The following is a 20,818-nucleotide window of genomic DNA, read 5'->3' on the forward strand; positions in this document are numbered from 1 at the left end:
TCAGAGGTTGATGGCGTGGCCGGCGAGAGCGTGGAAACATTCCTGCAGTCCCTCGCCGAGGGTGGGGTGGGTGTGAACGTTGCGGGCCAGCTCGGTGGCGGTCAGGTCCCAGAGTTGTGCGGCGGTAAGTTCAGGGAGCAACTCACTGACCTCGGCTCCGACGAGGTGGGCTCCGAGCAGTTCGCCGTGGGAAGCGTCGGCAATGACCTTGATGAAGCCGGCACGTTCGCCCAGACCGTGCGCTTTGGCGCTGGCCTGCATGGGAAACTTGGCGACTCGGACGGTATGCCCGGCGGCGCGGGCTTGGGCTTCGGTGTAGCCGAAGCTGGCGACCTGCGGTTGGCAGAACGTCACGCGCGGCATCATGCGGTAGTCCAGAGGCATGGTCGGGGAGCCGGTCATCGTTTCCGCGGCGATGATGCCTTGTGCGGAAGCGACGTGGGCGAGTTGAACTTTGGCGGTGACGTCACCGACTGCATAGATGTGCGGCGCGGACGTGCGCATGTATTCGTCGATCTCGATAGCGCCACTACCGTTGAGGAGTACTCCCGCGGCGTCGAGACCGATACCTTCGACGTTGGGACGAAAGCCGATGCAGATGAAGGCTCGCGCGGCCTGCGCGGCCGTGGACTTCCCATCAGCGCTGGTGTAATTGACGACGACGTGCTCGCCGTGGTCGATGACTTTGTCCACCCGGGTGGATGTGTGAATCGCGATCCCGCGGCGGCGGTATTGACGCTCCAGCTCTCGTGAAACATCGGCATCCTCGTTGGGTAGGATCCGGTCGGCGAATTCCAGAATCTCGACGCGGACACCGTAACTGTGCAGGATGTAGGCGAACTCCATCCCGATGCCGCCACCGCCGATGATCACGATGGACTCCGGTAGGTCGGCGCGAAGAATCTGCTGTTCGTAGGCGACGACGTTGTCGCTCAATCTAACTCCCGGCAGCATGCGCACCCGAGCCCCGGTCGCAATGACGGCATGGTCGAAGGTGAGAAACCTCTTTCCCCCCTCGGACAGATCTACCGCGAGGCGGTGCGGGCTGGCGAAGTATCCGTGACCGTCGATCTCGGTGATGTTGTTCTTGCGCATCAGAAAGTGGACACCCCGGACTCGGGCGCCGGCGACTTCGCGGCTGCGCGACACGGCACGGGAGTAGTCGAGGCTGACATCTCCGGAGATGCCGAAGGTAGCCGACTGATGGGTGATGATCGACGCGATTTCGGCATTGCGCAGCAAGGCTTTTGAGGGAACACAGCCCGTGTTGAGGCACACCCCGCCCCAATAGCGTTCCTCAACTAGCCCGACCCTCATGCCGAGCTGGGCGGCGCGGATGGCCGCTACATAGCCCCCGGATCCCGCGCCCAGCACAACGAGGTCGTAGTGGTTGTCGGATGGCGCTGTCATCTTCGATCCCGCCCATGGTCCTGTCAGTTGGTTTTGGCGACCAATGTCTGTCTGCGGCTTGCGTCGATGGCGTCCACCAGCAGCCACAGTGCCAATCCGAGCATCGCGATGTCTTTCATCAAGAACTCCCCGTCGGCCGACAGGATGGGAAAGCCACCGGCAGATGCCTCGCCGACCCCAGGAGTTGTGATCATGAAACTCAGCGTGGTGAGGAAGAACATCGACGCGAATACCCCGCCCACCACGGAAGCCTTCGGGAACCACGGTTTGACTGCCAACAGCGCGGCAGTGATCAGTTCTATCGATCCATTCAACCGACCAAACGCGTCGATGGACATGACGTTGTAGAACCCACTCAGGAGGGGGCTGTTTGCCACCCAGTGCGAAATTCCGTCGGATTCATAGTGAGTGAACTTCATGGCGCCGAACCACACCAGCACTATGACCAGACCGTACCGCGCGACGAGTGGCGCGATGGTGCTGGCTCGAGACGCTCTCGGCCCCTGGGCCATCATGGCGAAGGTGGTGTCATGCTGTGACATTGCGGTCTCCGTTCAGGGTGTCGTGCCGCCGCATGCCGCTGTCAACTCGCACCGCCTTCATTGCCGGTGCAGTTGGGCCAAACGGTGATCAGTACGGTTGTGGTCGCTCAGATCTACGACCACTATCTCGGCGCGGCGGGTGATCTGTCCTCATCCGGGTGGTCAATTCACCCGGGTGAGCAATTCGGTGCCGGTACAGAGTCTCGCGGTCCGGTGAGATCACCCATGCAGGTCAACGCTTTTCAACTCGCGGTAATCCGCACAAGCCGGCTCCGGCAGGTCCAGGTCGGCTTTGGTCAGCCGGTAGATCTGAAGCGTGAGGTCGTAGTACTTGTCGGTTTCACCGACCCATTCCATCCCAACGCGCCGGGCGGTAGAAACACCACGATGGTTCCCCGTCCGCACAACCGCAAAGACCTCACTGATACCGACGTTTTCGAAAGCCTGATGCGCCACCGCGTGACCGGCCTCGGCGCCATACCCATAGCCCCATGCCGCAGGAGACAGTTGCCACCCGATTTCCAGGTCGGTGCCGCCCGGCGGCAGCGGGAGCAGGGCCGTCCCTCCGATCACGTCAGCGGAGTTCTTTTCAGTAATCGCCCAGCGCCCCAGCGGCAGCCCGGTCGCGTCGTTTTCGCCGATCCAGGCCCTTAGGACGCGCCGCATTGCGGTCCGATCGGCGATTGGGGGCAGGGCGGGACGCAGCCAGCGCGCGACCTCGCGCGAACCGTAAATGGCATACGCGGCGACATCGTCGTCGGGTTGCCACGGCCGCAACACCAGTCGGTGTGTCCTGATGTGCCGCGTGTCCGCGTCCCATTCGACGTGGCGATGCTCAACCATCTTGTCCCCTAACGTTGTCGTGCGTGCAGTGTGGGTGCGACCCGGATCGGGATTTGCCATGATTGAGTGCCGCGCAGTTCGAGCCACACGTCGGTGGTCGTGCGGACCAACCGGGCCAGAACGTCGTCACACCCCGGGCAACGCACCACGATTCCGGGCGAGCGGTTATAGACCCGGGTCTCGGCGAAGGCTGCGGCGCAACCACATCCAGCGCAGGTAAGTGTCGTCGAGGTGACATCGAAGCCGACCGCTTCTGCAAACGCACCGCCAGCGGCGTTACCGTCGACATGCATTGGTAGCGTCATCTTTCCTTCTTCCTCAACCGGTTCCCGAACCGCTAAGTCGGCCCGAACCGCTCGGTGCGGATGGTTGCGGGCTGATGCCCCTGCTCGATCAGTTTCGTGGTCACCGATTCCACGAATCCCGTTGGACCGCTGACGTAGCTGCGCACATCGTGGTTCCGAGGCCACCCCGTCGTCGCGAGGTCGGTGCAGCGGACCCGGCCGGGTGGCCGATTGGTCTGTGGGGTGGCCGAGCGGGTGTAAACTAGGGTGACCTCAAGCCAGTCACATTCACGCTCCAGCCGGTCCAACTCCTGCGCGTAGTAGACGTCGGCCGGACTACGCACCGAGTAAACCAGCCGAAAGTGCGCTGCTCCGGCCACAACCCGCTGTCGCAGCATGGCCATCAAAGGCACAATTCCCGATCCGCCGGCGACCAGCAGAACGTGCGCCTGCTCGGCCGGGCGCCAAACAAACCAGCCACCAATGGGTCCGCGGAGTTCGATCTTGTCGCCTGAAGCAAGTCCCATGAGATACGGCGAGACCTCCCCGTCGTCAATCCGTTGGACGGTCAACTCGATGCGTTCCCCGTCGGGTGGTCTGCTTAGCGAATAGCTGCGTTCGGCGCTGTAACCATCCTCGGCGGTCAGCTTGAGATCGATATGCTGGCCGGCCAAGTGGCCACACCAGCCCGGCACATTCAGAACGATCGTGCGCGCAGAATCGGTCTCGGGTTGAGAGCTCACCACCCGAGCGACCCGCCACCGGAGCCTGGGTGTCACGCGGACGTCCACGGCAGTCGTCAGTCCCCGGCATAGCGTTGTTCGCGCCATGGGTCGCCGTAGTTGTGGTAGCCCAACCCTTCCCAGAATCCCGGAATGTCGTTGTCCCGCAACTCTATGGATTTCACCCACTTCGCGGACTTCCAGAAATACAGGTGTGGCACCAGCAAACGCGCCGGGCCGCCGTGCACCGCGGTGAGCGGTGCACCGCCGTAGCCGTAGACGATCCAGGCCCTGCCGCCGAGTAGATCTCGCAGTGGGAAGTTGGTGGTGTAGCCGCCATAGGAACCGACCAGCGCGAATGCGGCGGCGGTGTCGGTCGATTCGAGAAGGGTGTCCAGCGAAATGCCTTCCCACTTGGTATTCAGCTTGGACCACGTGGTGACGCAGTGGATGTCGACATTGATCCGTTCGCTGGGCAACGACATAAGCTGGTTCCAAGTCCATGCGTCTACGGCGCCGCGCTTGTCGCGGACGGTGAGTCGCCAGTCGTCAAGGACGATGCGAGGAGTCGGTCCTGCCTGCAGGACAGGGAAATCCGTGGTCACATGCTGACCGGGTGGCAGCTTGAGGGTCGACTCAGTGCGGCGTCCGTGAAAGCCCTTGTTGACGATATTCATCAGGTGAAAGTGGTTGGTGGGAAGACAAGACCAAAGGCATCCTCGCTCGCAAAGCTGTCCTCCTCGATGATGTGGATAGCTGCTTCCTCAGCCGACGCCGCGCCGCCGTCGATGCCGACGTCGTGAGCGCGGTAGTCGCTGCTTGGATCCGTGGGGTCGATGCCAAAGGCGACGAGCCGACCTGCACGCATGTCGCCGACCTGGCTGTCGATGGGCTCGCCATCGCTGTCGGGGCTGTCACCGATTCCATCGCCGTCCCACCGATCGGTCACGTCGGGCAGCTCACGGGCCAGTCGCCGCGCCAAACTTTCGTGAGTTCGGGCTTCCCTCGCAGTCAGCCCCCACGCCCGCAATTCTCGCGGGCTTTCCGGTGGTGAGTAGCCTTCGTCCAGGTCGATGCCGGTCTGTTCAGAGTCCAGGCTTTCTTCTGGTTCGAGCAGATGGGCACCTACGTCATCGAATTCAGAAATCCCCATCAGCGCCGTCTCCATTCCGGTATCTCAAAGCCGTACTCGCGCAGCGGAGTCGCTCCGCTGACGTCTGATGAGCATGGCGCGCGAACGGGTGAAGTGTCATCGCCCGTTCGGCAACTCACCCGGGTGATAGGCCCGAACGCCGGTGCGGCGCATCCTCAGGCGGGGCGAACTCCTCACTGACTGAGAAACGCGCGATGGAGGACGGGGCTACGCCGAGCGACACCAAGGGCCGCGGGAACAACAGCGCGGTCAAATATGCCGTGAAAACAGCCCAGCGGTTCGCTGCGCTCGGTATCGCATAGAGGTGGTACCCGCGCGTGACGAGCTTGGCCGGCAATCCCGACATGTGGACGTTGAGTGGATTGGCCACCGCAAAGCCCGGCCCAAGGTCGACGACGGTGCCCAGATCGCGATGCCGGTACTCACGTGAGGCTCCGTAACCGAGGCTGGCCGAGACATTCTTGGCGAGCGTCTTACCCTGGCGGGTAGCGTGTTGCGCGGTCGGCGGGGTGATGCGCCCGGGGTTGGTGACATCGGCGACCGCGGCGGCGTCACCGCCGGCGAATACGCCCGGCATACCCGGTACCGCGAGGTCGGCACCGACCTTGAGTCGACCGCGCTCGGTCGGCAGACCCAGAGTAGCGATCAATGGGCTGGCTACCACTCCTGTCAACCAGGCCACGGTGTATGTGTCGATGCGGGTGCCATCGGTGAGGATCACGTAATCGGGGCCGACCTCGGTGAGGGTCGTACCCATGTGAATCTGCACACCGCGGCGCCGCAACACCCGTTCGGCCCTCGCTGCGAGCTTAGGGCCAATTTCGGGCATCATCCGGCCTGACCGTTCGACCAAGAGCAGCCGGATATCGTCCCGGGGGATTTGGAATTTGCGGCCGGCCGCCTCGGCCATCGCGCAGAACTGGGCGATCAGCTCAGTGCCCGAATACGACGCTCCCACCACCACAATGGTTTTACGCGCCCGTGCGCGGTGCGGGTTGCAGTCGATGCTGGCCAGTTCGAACTGTTCGAGGATGTGGTCACGCAGATAGAGGGCTTCGACGATCGATTTCAGGCCGTGGGCATGCTCGGCGAGACCGGGAATGTCGAACCTACGAGTGATCGAGCCAAGGGTAAGCACAAGCCGATCCCACGCCAACTCCTGGGTGGCGTTTTCCTGATCGCGAAAGCGGACGGTTCGTGCCGGGAAATCGACCGCGTCGACGTAGCCACGGATCAGTCGAACACCAGACAGGTTGTCGCTCAACGGAATCGTGACGAATCGGGGATCGATTACTCCGCCGGCGACATCAGGCAACAGCGGCGTGTACAGCAGATAGTCCACTGGTGAGATGAGGGTGACGGTCGCGGGTGATCTGCGGCGGCGCAGCAAGGATCTGAGCCGTCGCGCGCATTCAAATCCGGCGAACCCGCTGCCCACGATCACTACCGACGGCGCATGGTCAGTCTCTCGAGTCATGCGGCTGGCCATTTCTCTTGATGAAGCGACCGACTGGTTGGGTGCGCGCCGTTCCACTGCGCATCGATGCGGGTCACGCGGCGATTCTCGACGACTAGCCACAGCGCTCCGGCGACCGTGCCGAGAAAGGTGATGAGCACCGTGGTGGCAAGCCATTCGTAATGCCGGTAGGCGGCGGTTGCCGCCGTGGTGATCAGCCCGCCCGTCGCTACCACCAGCAGGATCAACCCTGGCCAGAAGAAGTTGTCCTTCATCGCTATACCCGCGTGCGGTTGCGTGGTCCGACAGTGATCCGTCGGATCGGCATGGGTGTCTCCCATCGCTGTTACCTCCGTAATTGGACGAGTTGTCAAAGCTTTTAGCTCACAGCACGGACCCGGCGGCTTGCAGAATCCCGTTGCGAACCACCGACGTCCATTCGACAAGCGCAGACGCGGATGTGGTCAGGTCGAACCGACCCTGTCGCGGATGGGCAATTCGGGCAACGTAATTGCTGTAATCGTTGTCACCAGCCACACCACAAGCGTCGTGGCCAGCCAGGGTGCAGTGCCGTCGATAACGAGCCCGCGCGTCAATATCGAGGCGAGGACCAGTGCGACGATCGTCAACGCCCAGCCCGTTCCCCCAAGGAGCAGAGGCGCACACCAATGGCGCAACTTCAAGGTTGACAAAGACAGGATCGCCTGCGTTACCGCGAACACCACCACGGCGACGGTGAACCCCGGTACTGACAGCGAAACTCTGGGAACGATTGAAGCCGCGATCAGTAGTCCGATCGCCCACGATGCCAGAAGCGCAAATGCGTGCAGCAGGATTCGTCGCGTGAAAACTAACGTGTGTCGCTGGGATCTGGCGGAGATCTCCGCCAGGCGGTCAACTGTTGTGGCCATGGGCACATCCTGGCCATGGTCGGGGTGAGATGTCATCGTCCCGGCGGCGATTCACCCGGGTGATTGTGTCGGGATGGCCTTCGAGAGGTTGCAGAGGCCCGATAGCCGAAGAGTTGTGGGCAGATACTCAGGTGACGAATCGGAAGCGTCGTCAGATATGACCGTTCGTGCCGCACGGCATCTGGCGGTGTGCTGGCAGACGAGTTACAACAGGCCGAGTTCTCGCGCCCGGCTGACCGCCGCACGGCGGTGCTCGACGCGCAGCTTGCGATACACGGCGCGCTGGTGGGTCTTCACGGTGTTGAGCGACACGTAGAGCCGTTCACCGATCTCACGCCGCGATAGCCGGGTGGCGAGTAGGCGAAGAACCTCAAGCTCTTTGGGGGTCAGCTCCTCATCGACCGGGCACCCGTCGTGCCGTGGTGTCACCGCGACGCTACGCTCGACCGAAGCCAGCAGCCTCGAGGCGCTGTCAGCGTCAGCGCAACCGCGCAACAGCGCGTTGACCTCATCGACTGCGGCGCTGGCGGTCTGGTGGTCGCCGAGGTGTTCAAGGATCTCAGCCCTCACCAACAGCGTCTTGGCGACTTCGAGGATTCCGCCGCCTTGTTGGGCCAACATGACGGCCATGTCGGCGGCGACCACGGCCGCAGCGCCGTCACCGCGTGTTTGAAGGACTTCAGCGGTGGCCAGCGCCACCATTGCGTCCACAAGGTGTTCCACATCCGCCAGGTCACGCGGACTGCCGGAAGCGCGGCGGATGTGACGTTCGGCTTCTGCGAGCTGGTTATGTTCGCTCGAGATCAGTGCTAGATAACCCAAGGCGCAGCTGCGGGCGCGACGATCGCCCACCCGCTCAGCCTGTTGCACGGCTCGACGCAAGTTGGCTTGCGACTCTCGGGTGCAGCCCGAAAAGTACAGCGCGGAGCCATAAATGCAATAGGCACTGGATCGGCCAAGCGGTGCTTCACCGAGGTCGAGGGTGATCGCCTGGCGAGCGGCCTCGAGCGCAGCGGCAACCTCGGCCGTCTTAAACGAGTGCGCCGCCCGCAACAAGACGGCTTGAGCGTTGATGGCGCCATCATCGGCAGCGGATCCCGTCTCTACAGCGTCGATCCACTCGGCGGCGTCATCGAATTGGCCACCGCTCAGCGCGATCCAGGCACGGGCCGCACTCAGCCGCGGATCCCGGAGAACGGTTTCCGTGGGGAGCAGATCTAGCATGCCGGACACGGTCGACAGACCGCCACCGTTGAACTCGTCCACCCAATCCGCGGCGATCAGCTCAGCACTGCGCTCTATGTCACCGCCAGCGATCAAGTGGCGCACCGCCTCGTCGATGAGGCCCTCTGCCTCGAACCAGGTCGCTGCTCGTCGGTGCAGATCGGCGACCAGATCGGGCTCGCTACGACGCAGTTCGGTGCGCAGCAACTCGGCGAACAGCTGGTGGTATCGATACCAGTGACGCGAGGTGTCCAGTGGCGCCACAAAAAGGTTTTCGCGCTCGATCTTCTCCAATATCGCGGCCGAGTCAGACGTTTGCAGCACGGCGTCGCAGAGCGGACCGCTGAGGCGTCCCAAAACCGAAGTGCGCAGCAGGAAATTGCGTAGTGGCAGTGGCTGGCCGTCTAGCACCTCGGCCATCAAATAGTCGACGATATGCCGGTTATCGCCCGCGAAAGTCCTGATAAACGTGGCGGCGTCGGCACGCCCGGCAAGGGACAGGGCGGCAAGGTAGAGGCCGGCAGCCCAACCTTCGGTGCGTTGGTGCAACAGTTCGATGTCTGCTCGGTCCAATTGCAACCCGAGAACACCGTTCAGCAATTGGTCTGCTTCGGTCGCGCCGAAACGCAAATCGTCGGTTCGTATTTCGGTGAGTGCGCCGCTGGCTCTCAGCCGAGCCAACGGCAACATCGGATCCGATCGGGTGGCCAGTACCACGTGCAAATTCGGCGGCATCCGGCTGACGAAGAATGCAAGCTGCTCATGGACCGCTCGACTTACCACCAAGTGGTAGTCATCAAGAATCAGCACCAGCTGGCTATCAACCGTGTCGAGATCATTTAGCAGGGTGGGCAGCACAACCTGTACGGGGTCGGCGCCCATCGCAAGGAGTTCAACCGCGCGAATCCCAACACCGGGACTGATCTGCTGCAACGCGGCGACCACGTACATCCAAAACCACACCGGATCGTTGTCGGAGGCGTCCAGCGACAGCCATCCGAATCGCCCATCGCGGCCCGCGCTCAAGGCCCACTGCGCCAACAGTGTCGTCTTGCCCCAGCCCGCCGGCGCACTCAGCAGAGTCAGTTTGCAGTGTTGCTTCGCTGACAGTGCGTCGAGCAATGCAGCTCGGTGAACCAACTGTACCCCGAGGGCGGGAACGTGCAGCTTGGTGGCGAGCAGAACTGCACGCGCTGCGGCTTCACCGCCGCTGCGCTCGCTGCGTCCAGCTGACCCGGTCATGTCCGAACTCCGCGTATCCGTTGAAATTTGCTGTACAGCAGGAACGCTCGACGTCAACGCTTTCTGAGTGAGCGTTGGGTTCTCGATAGCCCCGTTGTTCCCCGGCGGTCCAGGCACTTTCGCGTGAGTCGCGCTCATGCTGTACCCGTTCACCGTATCGCTCCTCTTTTTGCACCAATGTGTTGGCTGGCGCGACCCACGACACTGCCGCCAGTAAAGAGCTGACATCCGAACATCTGGCGAAGAAGCGTCTCGAAATCCCGGCGGCGGTCCGGTGGTCGTCGCGTGGTCATGGTCGCCGGCTGACCAGCACGTAACCACCGACGCCGAACACCACCGGCAGCATCATCAACATTCCCCACACCGTGTTCATCATCGTTCTCTCGATTCCTGTGTGTGCTGCTCCGCGGCACCGGTTCCTGGCTGATGGGCAACAGTCGCGGCGTTTTTGGAGTGCAATTACCACGTTGGCAGTCAGGGACCGTCGCCACCATCGCCCAGCGGGTGATCTTTAACGCCGGGAGGGTGTATGCGTAGTGCCGTGATTTGACGGACTGGTCAACCCGACCCGCGCGTGCGTTGTGGGGGGCGCTCGACGAGCTTCCTAGGCGGCGACGGCAGTGCTGATGGCTTCAGTGACCAGCTGCGGGACTTCATGGAGCAGCGTGTGCCCCGCGGCGGGCCGGTGGATAAGCGTCGCCCCGGGGATACCTTTCGCGAGCTCGCAGGCGTGCCATATCGGAGTGAGCTTGTCTGCTCCGCCACTGATGATCGTTGTCTTGGCGGTGATGGAGCCAAGGGTTGCAGAGCAGTCGTATTCCTTTAACCCGAGCAGGAAGCCGACTTTGGTTGTCGCCGGCGTGGCGTCGATGGTGGCGGCCGACATGGCCACCGACGATTCCGGGGCGGCTTCGCCGTAGCCGGCATATCTGGCAAGTGCCGCGCACACCGGCCTGGCGAGGAACTGAATTACCTCATCGGTACCGGCGCGAGGCATCCGGTGTACGAGGTGGTAAAGCACGCTTGTCACGGGGGTGTCCAGCAGTCGGCCGAGGCCGTGCGAGCCAAGGCGTCCCGCGGCGGTCGCGACGAGAACAAGGCTATCCGGCTCCAGAGGGCGCTGGTGGGCCGGCCGGCTAAGGTAGGCCAAGGCCGTCATTCCGCCCATCGAGTGTCCTACCAAGGTGAGTGGCCCCGTAACATCCAGCGCAACAAGCAAATTAGCGAGATCATCGGCGAGTCGATCGATCCGGTAGGTGTCCATTGATGCGCTGGCGGAGTCGCCGTGACCGCGGTGGTCGTAACTGATGATCCGGATGTTGTTGCCCCAGTGACGGATCAACTGTGTTATCTGAGTGTTCCAGGACTCTTTGTTCAAGCAGAAGCCATGGAGGAGAACGATTGTATGGCCCGCAACGGGTGATCCCCAATCGCGAACGCACAGCGAGACTCCGTCGCTCGTCATAATTTTTCGGTTACTGGCCAACGTTCGCCCTGTGGGGGGTAATCGCATGCGCCTGCAATTGTGTTGGTTCGTTCGCATTGTCATCGCTGCCCTCTCTGAGGGTGCCTCCCCGCCGAGCATGTGGGCTATGGCCCAATTATCTTGGAGATCGGTGCTTTTCCGACGCGTCGGCGAGGTAGGCATGGCTTCGTTCGAGTACTACGGTCGTCGTCTGCGCAGCGCAATACCATCGCCCGAAGGGTGATATTTAAGCCCCGATAGGTGCAGTACGAGGCGGCCCTGATTCTGAGATGTCCGTCAATCAGAACCACGGATCAGTTGCGTCAATTGGGCGCGGGAGGTAATGCCCAGTTTGGCAAACGCATTGTGGACGTGGGTCTTTACCGTGTTGGGGGAGAGGTGTAGCTGCGCGGCGACGGCGCGGTTGGTCGCCCCCTGGGCGATGAGGTTGATGACGGTGAGCTCAGAGTCGGTGAGGCTGTCCCACCCCGATTTTGCCCGCGGGTGGGCGACGATGCGCCGTTCCACGCCTAGCCGGCGCAGCGTACGGCCGACACGGCGGGCATCGGCGAGCGCCTCATAATCCGTGAAGGTGTCGAACGCCGCGTTCAACTGAGTGACCGCCGCATCATGGCGATCGATGCGGGCCAGTTCGGCACCGGCGTCTTCCGCAGCGCTGGCGTACAGGAGCGGCCGGGCCGACGACTGAAGCAACTCCGCAGCGGTCATCAATGCGTCGGCGTCATGTTCGAGCATCCCGCGGGCGTGTCCCGCCACCCCCGAGAACAGCGGAACCGGTGGCCGCTCACGCTCGAGCGCGTCGATGGCTTGCAGGACGCGTGCGCGCAGGCCCGCATCACCGGCGGCCGAGGCCACCCGCGCAGCCAAGATCACCAGATGTAAGACCTCAGGCGTAAGTGGTGTCCCGAGTAGTGAAATGTCGCCGCCGAGCCAACGCATGGCTTCGTGGACATCGTCGCGCTGCCATGCCGTCAGCGCGAGTGCGTGTGCCGCTGCCCGCCGGACCACAGCTGAGCCGCCCGGGTAGGCGTTACGAGCGTCATTGGCCATCTGCTGCAACAAGTTTCGGTCATCGGTGTGCACCGCCACTTCGGCTAGCAGGGCCAGGCGGATCATGTCCAGGTCGGTCGCGCCGGTGCGCTGGGAGGGCGGCCCGGATTCGACCGCGGCGCGGGCTCCTGACAACCGGCCCGCGGCGAGATGGACCCACGCCTCGATGTCGAACCAAATATCAAGGGCCATCGCGTTGCTTTCCCGGCGGGCTCGCTCCATTCCGTCGGCGATCTCGGCTGCGGCTTCGTCCAACCGGCCAATCACAGCCAGCAAATTCGCGTGGTGCGCCGCGAGTAAGTCATGGGCCGGGGTCGGTTCGGTCGCCCGGGCAAGCGTGCAAGCGTCTTCGAGGCGGGATAGGGCGCGACGCGCGTACCCGTCCGCACAATCGAGACATGCGAGGGTGACATCTGCAACGAGCTTCGACTCCAGATCACCGGTCGCGGCCGCGGCCGCGGGGGCCGCGTCGGCCGCCTCGCGGTTTTGCCGAGGTTGGTCGTACAACATGTTGTAGGCCAACAGGGCCAGATGCCGTGCTCGGGTGACCTCGCTGATGCCGCGCAACTGCAGCGCTCGCCGATTCTCCGCTACCCGCCGCTGCGCACTGTACATATTGATCGTCGGGAACCTGAGGCGAATTTCGGCCTCGTCTTCAGGCGACGCCGCCGCCGAGAGCGCTGCGAGAGCCAACTCTTCGGCTTCGCCATAGCGGCTGGCCCGATTGAGCAATTCCACCGTTTCGGCAACCAGTGACCCGTGCGCAGCGTCATCACCGGGCAGCAGCTCCAACGCCCGCCTGCACAAGTCCGCGGCGGCACTGGCATCGCCGCGACCCACCGACTGAGCGGCCTGCCGCAGGGCATCGACCGCCTCCCGGTCTCCGGGTTCTGCGCTTCGTGCGAGTTGGGTGGCCACTTCGGCCGGGGCAGCGCCCATGTTCAACATGGTTGACGCCGATTGGCGCTCCATCGCCCGCCTCAGCGACTGCGGCAGCGACTGTCGGGTGGCATCACGGAGCAAGTCATGCCGAAACCTCAGCCGCTCACCATCTTCCACGAGCAGATCCGCGCGCACCGCCTCCTCCAGCGCTGACAACAACGATGCCGGCGAACGCTCAAGCATCGCGGCCAGCAAGCTGGCGGTAAACCGGTCGGGCAGCACCGCGGCCACGCGGACCACTTCTGCCGCCTCATGGGAGAGCAGGTCGAGCCGCTGGTGCATCGTTGCGCCCAGGCGCCGCGGCAACCCATCTCCGCTGACGATCGCACGGCCACCGGAGAGAGTGAGCCGGCCTTCCTCGCCCAAACCCCTGACTAGTTCGCTTACCAGAAACGGATTTCCGTGTGCCTTGGCGGCCAAATTCAGCAGCGACACATCGGCTTTCGTCCGCAACGCATCGCAGACCAGGTCGGCGACGGCGTCCGGCGCCATGGCCGCCAATCGTACGAACGTTGCGTTGGAACGCTGCAGCACAGACAGGGTTTCCTGCACGGCCGGCCCGCCGGCCCCGGTGCGGGCCGTCAAGACCCACAACACAGCAACATCGGGGCGCACCGCGGCCAGTGATCGCAGCGCCAACGCCGTGCCGTTATCGGCCCAGTGGATATCCTCCAGCACAATCGCCAGCGGGGCTTCCGCGGCCGCCGTTCGGATCGCATTGTGCAGATCGTGCACAACCCAGTAGCGCAGGTCGGCCGAGTCGCCTAGCCGGCGCAGTGCCTCGGCGTCGCCGACTGGGGGATCGGCGTGCAAGGTGGCCATGAACAGCGAGAAGAACGGCACCGTCTGCTGGTACTCGAAAGCCTCCCCAAACAGGGTCCGCACCCCGCGCCTGTCGGCAAGCGCCACCACCTCGGTCAACAACCGACTCTTGCCAATGCCGGGCGGGCCTTCGATGACAACCACGCCCCCGCGCCCCTGGGCCACCGCGTCAACCAGCGCGGCAATCACTTTCAGCTCGTCCGCCCGCCCCCTGATCGGCGGAGTGACCAGCCGCTGACCGCCGACATCAAAAAGGCCGGTCGAAGCCCCCACCGGGTGTCCTGTCTACCGTTTACCGGACTGCCACTGCGATGCGCGTCATTCTAGTCCCGCCACCTGACCCACCCGGTTTGCTGTGGATCAAACAGCGCCGCCCATGAGCTGCGCCAACTGGGCGCGTGAGGTTATGCCCAGCTTGGCGAAAGCATTGTGCACATGGGTCTTGACCGTATGGGTGGACAGGTGTAGTCGGCCGGCGACCGCGCGGTTGGTCGCGCCTTGTGCAATCAGGTTGATGATTTTGAGTTCCGAGTCGGTGAGGCTGTCCCACCCCGTCTTCGCCCGCGGGTGCGTGACGATACGCCGTTCCACGCCCAACCGGCGCAGCGCGCGGCCGACCCGGCGGGCATCGGCGAGGGCTTCGCACTCGATATAGGTGTCGAATGCCGCGCTCAGCTGGTCGAGGGCCTCAGCGTCGCGCTGTACGCGCATCAGCTCGCCGCCGGCGTCCTCAGCGGCGCTTGCGTACAGAAGCGGACGCGACGAGGAGCGAAGCGCGCTCGCCGCCCCCGCCAGCGCATCGGCGTCGCCGTCGAGGATCGCGCGGACATATCCGACGACCGCGGCGAACAGCGGCACCGGTGGCTGCTCACGCTCCAGCGCCTCGGTGGCTTGCAGAACGCGTGCGCGCAAGCCAGCATCATCGGCGGTCGCCGCTATCCGCGCGGTCAGGGTCAGCTGATCCACGGCGTTGGGTGGGAACGGGGTGACCAGCAGCGAGACATCACCGCTTAGCCAGCGGACGGCTTCGTGGATGTCGTCGCGCTGCCATGCCGCCAGCGCGAGCAGGAGAGCTGCCTCCCGGGATACGGATGGTGATCCGCCGGAGTACGCGCCGCGCGCCTCGCTCATCGTCTCCAGCAACAACGGTCGGTCGTCGGTGCGCACCGCCACCTCCGCCAGCATGAACATGCGCCTTGCATCCAGGTACGTAGGCCCTCTCTGATCTGGCGCAGGCAGCGACTCGATAGTGGCGCGGGCTGCCGACAACCGGCCTGCGGCGAGGTGCACTACTCCCGCCGTCAGGGTCCAGATGTGAAACGCCACGCTGTCGCGTTGCATCTGGGCCTGTTCCGTGTGGGCCGCGATCAGCGCTGCGGCATCTTCTATCCGTCCGACCGCGGCGAGCAGGTTGGTCAGGTGCATTGCAGCAAGGTGATGAGCGGTCATGTTGTCCGCAGGGGCCAGGCGTTGCAACTCCTCCATTCGGTGTAGTGCCCGGCCGACGTGGCCGTTCGCGCACTCGAGGCAGGCGAGCGCAATTCCGGCCAAGACGCTCGACTCGACGTCACCGGTGCATGCGGCGGCGGCCGCCTCGTCAGCTGCCGTGCTGTCCTGTCCTCGTTGGCCGTGCATCGCCAGGTTGTATGCCAGCCATGCCCGGTGTCGCGCCCGGGTGACGCCGCTGAGGTCGGGCAACTGAAGTGCACGGCGGTTCTCTTCGATGCGTCGCATGGTCGTATCGGTGGCTACCGTCGGGAGCCGGAGCCGAATGCGGGCCTCTTCTTCGGGCGCGAGCGTGGCAGACAGGGTAACGCCGGCCAATCGTTGCGCCTCCCGGTAGCGGCCGGCCCGGTTGAGCAGCACGATCGTCTCAGTGGCGATTGGTCCATGTCCTGGGTCGTCCGGCGGCAGCAGCTGCAACGCGCGCATACTCAAATCGGACGCCACGCCGGAATCGGTGTTGGCGACCGACTGCGCCGCTTCGCGCAGTGCGGCGATTGCCGCCTGATCGCCCACTTCGGCGCTTCGGGCGAGCTGCGTTGCGACCTCCTCGGGCGCCGCTCCCATCTCGAGCATGAGGCTGGCCGATTGCCGCTCCATCGCTCGACGCAGCGAATTGGGCAGGGATTGCCGCGTCGCTTCGCGCAGTAGATCTTGGCCAAACCGAATCTGATCACCGTCTTCGATGAGGAGGTCGGCGCGGACCGCCTCTTGCACCGCCGACGCCAGGGCGGCCGGTTGGCGTTCCAGCATCGCGGCGAGCAGCCGGGCCGAGAACCGGTCGGGCAGCACCGCGGCTACCCGCACGACTTGGCTCGCGGCGCTCGAGAGCTGCTCAAGCCGTTGCTGCATGGTGTCGCTGAGCCGTCGCGGCAAGGTGTCTCCGGTGGCGACCGCGCGGCCGCCGCGGACGTCGAGCCGGCCCTCCTCGTTGAGACCAAGCAGCAGTTCAGTCAGCAGAAACGGGTTGCCGTGCGCCATGTCGGCAAGGCTTAGGAGCGACAAGTCCGCGTTGGCTCGCACAACGTCTTGCACCATGTCGGCGATTGCGCTCGGTGTCATGGTCGTCAACCGCACAACCGTGGCATCCTGGCGTTCCAGCGCGGTCAGCGTCTCGCGAACGGCCTGTTCGCGGGCGTCGGTTCGTGCCGTAAGCACCCACAGCACCGGGGCGTTGGGCCGCTTCGCGGTCATCGACCGCAGCGCCAGCAAGGTGGCGTCGTCGGCCCAGTGGATGTCCTCGAGGATGATCACCAACGGTGTCCGGGATGCGGCCGCATCGATCGCGGCTTGCAGATCGCGCACCACCCAATAGCGAACGTCGGAAGACGTGCCCAACCGGCGCAAAGCCTCCGCATCACCGACAGGGGGATTCGCACGCAGGGTCGCCATGAAAAGCGAGAAAAACGGCACCGTCTGCTGGTGCTCGAACGCCTCGCCGAACAGCGCCCGAACACCGGCCTCTTCGGCGAGCGCCAAGACCTCGGTTAACAACCGGCTTTTCCCGATGCCCGGTGGACCCTCGATGACCAGTACGCCCCCGCGTCCTTGCGTCACCGCCGTGAGCAGGGCGCCGATCACCTTCAACTCGTCCGCCCGACCGCGAATGGGCCCTGGGGCGCGGGGAGGATCCAACGGAACATACCTGGCGGGTGCCACTGGCTTGACCATGATGGAAGCTTGCGAGGCCACCGTTGGCGCGATGTTGTCCGCTTGGACGCGTACGGTACGGCCGTATAGCCGATCGGTCAGCTGATCGATAGTCATTTCCCCATGCCTTTCGCTCTTTATCGTGCGGCAGGGTGTATTGCGTTCGCATCGGCCGATGCCTAGTCGGCGCCCCTGGCATGCTGACTAGTCAGTGGCGGCCGGATACCGAAATGGCTGGTCAATGGGGCTGGTCAATGAGCACCCCATTGACCAGTGGAGTGTGCACGGGCCTAGGGAAGCTGACTGCGTGAATTGACGCCGAGCTTGGTGAAGACTTTGCTCAGGTGGTACTGGACGGTTTTGGCGCTGATGAAAAGGCGCGCGCCGATCTCGGGATTGGTCAGCCCCTCTGCGGCTAGGCGCGCGACTTGTTCTTCCTGCGGGGTCAGGTTTGCACCGGCACCGGCTGCCGCGTGGGTGCGTTTGCGGGCCGTCTCACCGGTGGCCAGCAGCTCGCGGCGGGCGCGTTCGGCGAAGGCTTGCATGCCCATCGCGTCGAACATGTTGTGCGCGGTGCGCAGTTGCGCCCGGGCGTCGGTGCGGCGGCGCTGTCGTCGCAGCCACTCTCCATAGAGCAGGTGCGTGCGGGCCAGTTCCACGCGCATGCGGGTACGGCCAAGCCGCTCGATCGCCTCGCGGTACAACTGTTCAGCGTCGGGAGCCTCACTGAGCAGCGCGCGAGAACGTGCCTGCACACCCAGCGCCCAATCGGTGCCACTGGCACTGGTCATCTCATAAAGCCGCGCGACGGCGCGTGCCGCGATATCGGACGCACCGCTGCGCGCGGCGGCCTCGATGAGTTCGATGGTGGACCAAGCAGACAGCGCAAGATCAGGTTGGTCGGCGGTGCGCAGGGCCGGGGTGAGCGCCGCCTGGTAGTTACCGATGCCGTTGTTGAGCACCGCCTCCGTCCATTCGGCGACGCTCACCCACATACCTTCACCCCGGCGTACCACGTCTCGTGTGGTGGCCTCGATCAACACCGACGTCTCGACCTGGTTGCCGCAGAATGCGGCGAGGCTCATGGCCGGGTCGGTCGCGAGGCTGGCGCCGGTCGCTTCGGTTACCGTCTTCAATTCCTGATGGAGGGCCCCCGCGGCGGCGAGTTCACCGGCAAAGGTGAGCATCACGGCACGGGAACTCAGTGCTAGCGGCAGCTCCGCCAGCGCGCCTGCTGAACGGGCAAGCTCGACGTGACGCCTCGAAACTGCTTCCCAGCCTTCGTCATCCCACATGTGCAAGGCGGCGATACCGGCCAGCCACAGGAACTGTTGCTCTTCCTGTGACACGTCGTGGCGGGCGGCGCTCACGGCGCGACGCAAGGTCGGCAGGCTCGCCGCATAACCATCGGTGAAGTTCGCGACGAACCCGTCGAGAAGAAGGTCCGACAGGGTTGGAGTCGGCGGTCGAGGTGACGTCTTCGCTGCGCGTGCGACCTCGACGACCCCTGCGCCTACTGCTAATCGGCCGGCGAATACCGCCGCCTGGAGGGCCTGCAGATAAGTCGTGCGAGCAGCAGCGGCCTGGATCGGCTCGAACCGCGCCGCCGCCTTCAACAACAGCGGTGGGGCGTCGCTACCTCGGCCAGTTACGAATGCAAGTTGAGCGCGAACCAGATCAGCGCGGGCATGCTGAAAATCGGTCGACGGCCCCGCCTCGGCAACCGTCAGCAGATCCTGCGCAACATCGAATGCGCCCGCATCGACCGCGGCTGACGCAGCGGCCAGCGCCCGCTCCACCCGTTGCGCGGGTTCGCGCGTGAGGATGGTCGCCCGCTCGAGAAACGCGGCCGCCGCGGCCACACCGCCACGCGCTCGGGCCCGACCCGCTGAACGTTCCAGCTCCGCGGCGACGTCCTCATCTGGTCCCACAGCCGCCTGGGCCCGGTGCCACGCACGGCGGTCAGGATCGGTGTCCGGATTTGTCGCGTCCGCCAACGCCTGGTGCACCAACCGTCGTTCGGAAACCGACGCAGACCGGTATGTTGCCGATCGGACGAGGGGATGCCGGAAGCGCACCCAGATGCCGAACTCCGCCAGACCGTCGGAGATTGCGGGTGCGGCGGCGTCGACGCCGATGTCAAGCCGTGCGGCCGCGCCCCACAGCAGTGCCGGATCACCGGTCGGATCGGCGGCCGCGATGAGCAGCAGTCGGCGGGTCTGCTCGGGCAAACTGGTAAGGCGGCGCTGGAAGCTCTCCTCGATACGCCCGGAAAGTCTTCGCGCACTGGGGATTCCAAATCCGCCAGCCAGCTCGTGGGCGGTCAGATCGCGAGGAAGTTCAAGAAGCGCAAGCGGGTTGCCGCCGGTCTCTGCGACGAGTTGATCGCGGACCCGCTGATCCAGCGGTGCGGCCCACGCTCGGTCTAGCAGCGCCCGGGCATCGCCATCGTGCAAACCGCTGACTTCCATCTTCGGCAAATTGGTGAAGTCGGGGTCGGCAGCACGAGTCGCCATGATCATGGCAACCGATTCGGCACCCAGGCGACGCGCCACAAATGCCAGTGCGGCGGTCGAAGCACGATCGACCCACTGCAGATCGTCGATCAAGCAGACGAGGGGCTGATGTTCGGCGGCGGCGGAAACCAGGCCCAACACGGCCAGCCCGAGCAGCAGTCGGTCCGGGGTGGGCCCGGCGCTCAGGGCGAACGCGGTACTCAGCGCATCGCGTTGAGGCGCGGGCAGATTGTCGAGGTGATCCATCAGCGGTGCGCACAACTGGTGCAGCGCTGCGTAGGGGAGCTCCATCTCGGACTCGGTACCCGCCGCACGCACCAAGCGGCAGCCGGACAGTTGGCTCGACATATAGTCCATCAACGCCGACTTGCCTATGCCCGGATCGCCGTGGAGCACCAGCACTCGGCTCTCACCCGACCGCACCGCCTGCAACACTGCGTCCAGCAGGTTGCACTCAGTGCGGCGGTTGATCAGGTCCATGGCATGCAGATGGTCGCCTCTTCGCCGCAGTGTTGCTAGATGTTCTGCCAGCAGCGGACTGTGGAAGACCTTAGGATACCGCCAGATACCAGCAGATCGAAGCAAGCAGTTGCAGACAGTCGATGGCATCGCCGGATCCGGACCACACGCTGCGTCCAAAAGCGTTGTCACCCAATAATCATCGTGAACGGCCGTTTGTCAGGCTGGTCATGCCCGAAATTCTTCTCGGCAGATCACCCGGGTGAATCAGTCAACTGGGTGATGACCACTCAACCCATGTCAATGAATGCTGGCTTAACGGTTTGCGAGCCGACGCTATAGCGAACTACGGGTCGCGATGACGGTGGACTGGCTGGGCGCGTATTCGCCCAGCGCCATCGCCATGGAGTGGAGAAATCAGATGAAACATCGCCAAATTCAACGGTCACCTGCAGAAGGCGACTCCGGCGCTGCGCGAACGCCATGGCTGCTGCACCGCGTGCGAGACGCCGCCGCGTCTGCCCGCTGTGAATGGCCATGAGAAAGTCCCCATCTGTGGCCAGTAGAAAGTCCCCACTGGTGGCCAGGTAGAAGTCCCCACTC

At 64.3% G+C, this 20,818-nt stretch carries 15 protein-coding genes; all 15 read right to left on the reverse strand.

Going from position 1 to position 20,818, the window contains the following annotated elements; genetic code table 11:
* Positions 1 to 1,410: a dihydrolipoyl dehydrogenase gene (gene lpdA, locus BST27_RS18220; RefSeq protein WP_069422076.1), complete on the reverse strand. Its 1,410-nt coding sequence runs from the start codon at positions 1,408 to 1,410 to the stop codon at positions 1 to 3.
* 23 nt (positions 1,411 to 1,433) lie between these two features.
* On the reverse strand, positions 1,434 to 1,952 hold the full coding sequence (locus BST27_RS18225; RefSeq protein WP_069422077.1) for a YkgB family protein: 519 nt from the start codon (positions 1,950 to 1,952) through the stop codon (positions 1,434 to 1,436).
* 219 nt (positions 1,953 to 2,171) lie between these two features.
* Complete coding sequence (locus BST27_RS18230; RefSeq protein ID WP_249025705.1) at positions 2,172 to 2,732, reverse strand: GNAT family N-acetyltransferase; 561 nt, start codon at positions 2,730 to 2,732, stop codon at positions 2,172 to 2,174.
* 71 nt (positions 2,733 to 2,803) lie between these two features.
* On the reverse strand, positions 2,804 to 3,100 hold the full coding sequence (locus BST27_RS18235) for a DUF6510 family protein (protein WP_069422079.1): 297 nt from the start codon (positions 3,098 to 3,100) through the stop codon (positions 2,804 to 2,806).
* 32 nt (positions 3,101 to 3,132) lie between these two features.
* Positions 3,133 to 3,870, reverse strand: coding sequence for a ferredoxin reductase (locus tag BST27_RS18240; protein WP_079219840.1), 738 nt, complete (start codon positions 3,868 to 3,870; stop codon positions 3,133 to 3,135).
* An 8-nt stretch (positions 3,871 to 3,878) separates the two neighbouring features.
* Positions 3,879 to 4,478: a molybdopterin-dependent oxidoreductase gene (locus BST27_RS18245; RefSeq protein WP_079219839.1), complete on the reverse strand. Its 600-nt coding sequence runs from the start codon at positions 4,476 to 4,478 to the stop codon at positions 3,879 to 3,881.
* On the reverse strand, positions 4,478 to 4,969 hold the full coding sequence (locus BST27_RS18250; RefSeq protein ID WP_069422387.1) for a DUF5709 domain-containing protein: 492 nt from the start codon (positions 4,967 to 4,969) through the stop codon (positions 4,478 to 4,480). The genes BST27_RS18245 and BST27_RS18250 overlap by 1 nt, the downstream gene beginning before the upstream one ends.
* A gap of 100 nt (positions 4,970 to 5,069) precedes the next feature.
* On the reverse strand, positions 5,070 to 6,431 hold the full coding sequence (locus tag BST27_RS18255) for an NAD(P)/FAD-dependent oxidoreductase (protein ID WP_069422392.1): 1,362 nt from the start codon (positions 6,429 to 6,431) through the stop codon (positions 5,070 to 5,072).
* Complete coding sequence (gene usfY, locus BST27_RS18260; protein ID WP_197518219.1) at positions 6,428 to 6,751, reverse strand: protein UsfY; 324 nt, start codon at positions 6,749 to 6,751, stop codon at positions 6,428 to 6,430. The genes BST27_RS18255 and usfY overlap by 4 nt, the downstream gene beginning before the upstream one ends.
* 123 nt (positions 6,752 to 6,874) lie before the next feature.
* The gene (locus tag BST27_RS18265) at positions 6,875 to 7,321 is read right to left on the reverse strand and encodes a hypothetical protein (RefSeq protein WP_232007462.1); all 447 of its coding nucleotides are present in this window, start codon (positions 7,319 to 7,321) and stop codon (positions 6,875 to 6,877) included.
* Between the two features lie 204 nt (positions 7,322 to 7,525).
* Positions 7,526 to 9,787: a helix-turn-helix transcriptional regulator gene (locus BST27_RS18270; protein WP_069422388.1), complete on the reverse strand. Its 2,262-nt coding sequence runs from the start codon at positions 9,785 to 9,787 to the stop codon at positions 7,526 to 7,528.
* A gap of 604 nt (positions 9,788 to 10,391) precedes the next feature.
* A complete protein-coding gene (locus BST27_RS18275; protein ID WP_069422389.1) occupies positions 10,392 to 11,252 on the reverse strand; it encodes an alpha/beta fold hydrolase in 861 nt (286 codons plus the stop codon).
* A gap of 297 nt (positions 11,253 to 11,549) precedes the next feature.
* The gene (locus BST27_RS18280) at positions 11,550 to 14,360 is read right to left on the reverse strand and encodes a helix-turn-helix transcriptional regulator (RefSeq protein WP_083148575.1); all 2,811 of its coding nucleotides are present in this window, start codon (positions 14,358 to 14,360) and stop codon (positions 11,550 to 11,552) included.
* Positions 14,361 to 14,447: 87 nt separating this feature from the next.
* A complete protein-coding gene (locus BST27_RS18285) occupies positions 14,448 to 17,261 on the reverse strand; it encodes a helix-turn-helix transcriptional regulator (RefSeq protein ID WP_079219843.1) in 2,814 nt (937 codons plus the stop codon).
* A gap of 269 nt (positions 17,262 to 17,530) precedes the next feature.
* Complete coding sequence (locus tag BST27_RS18290; protein ID WP_079219837.1) at positions 17,531 to 20,236, reverse strand: helix-turn-helix transcriptional regulator; 2,706 nt, start codon at positions 20,234 to 20,236, stop codon at positions 17,531 to 17,533.
* Positions 20,237 to 20,818: the final 582 nt, after the last annotated feature.

Source organism: Mycobacterium intermedium, from assembly GCF_002086275.1.
Lineage (GTDB): Bacteria > Actinomycetota > Actinomycetes > Mycobacteriales > Mycobacteriaceae > Mycobacterium > Mycobacterium intermedium.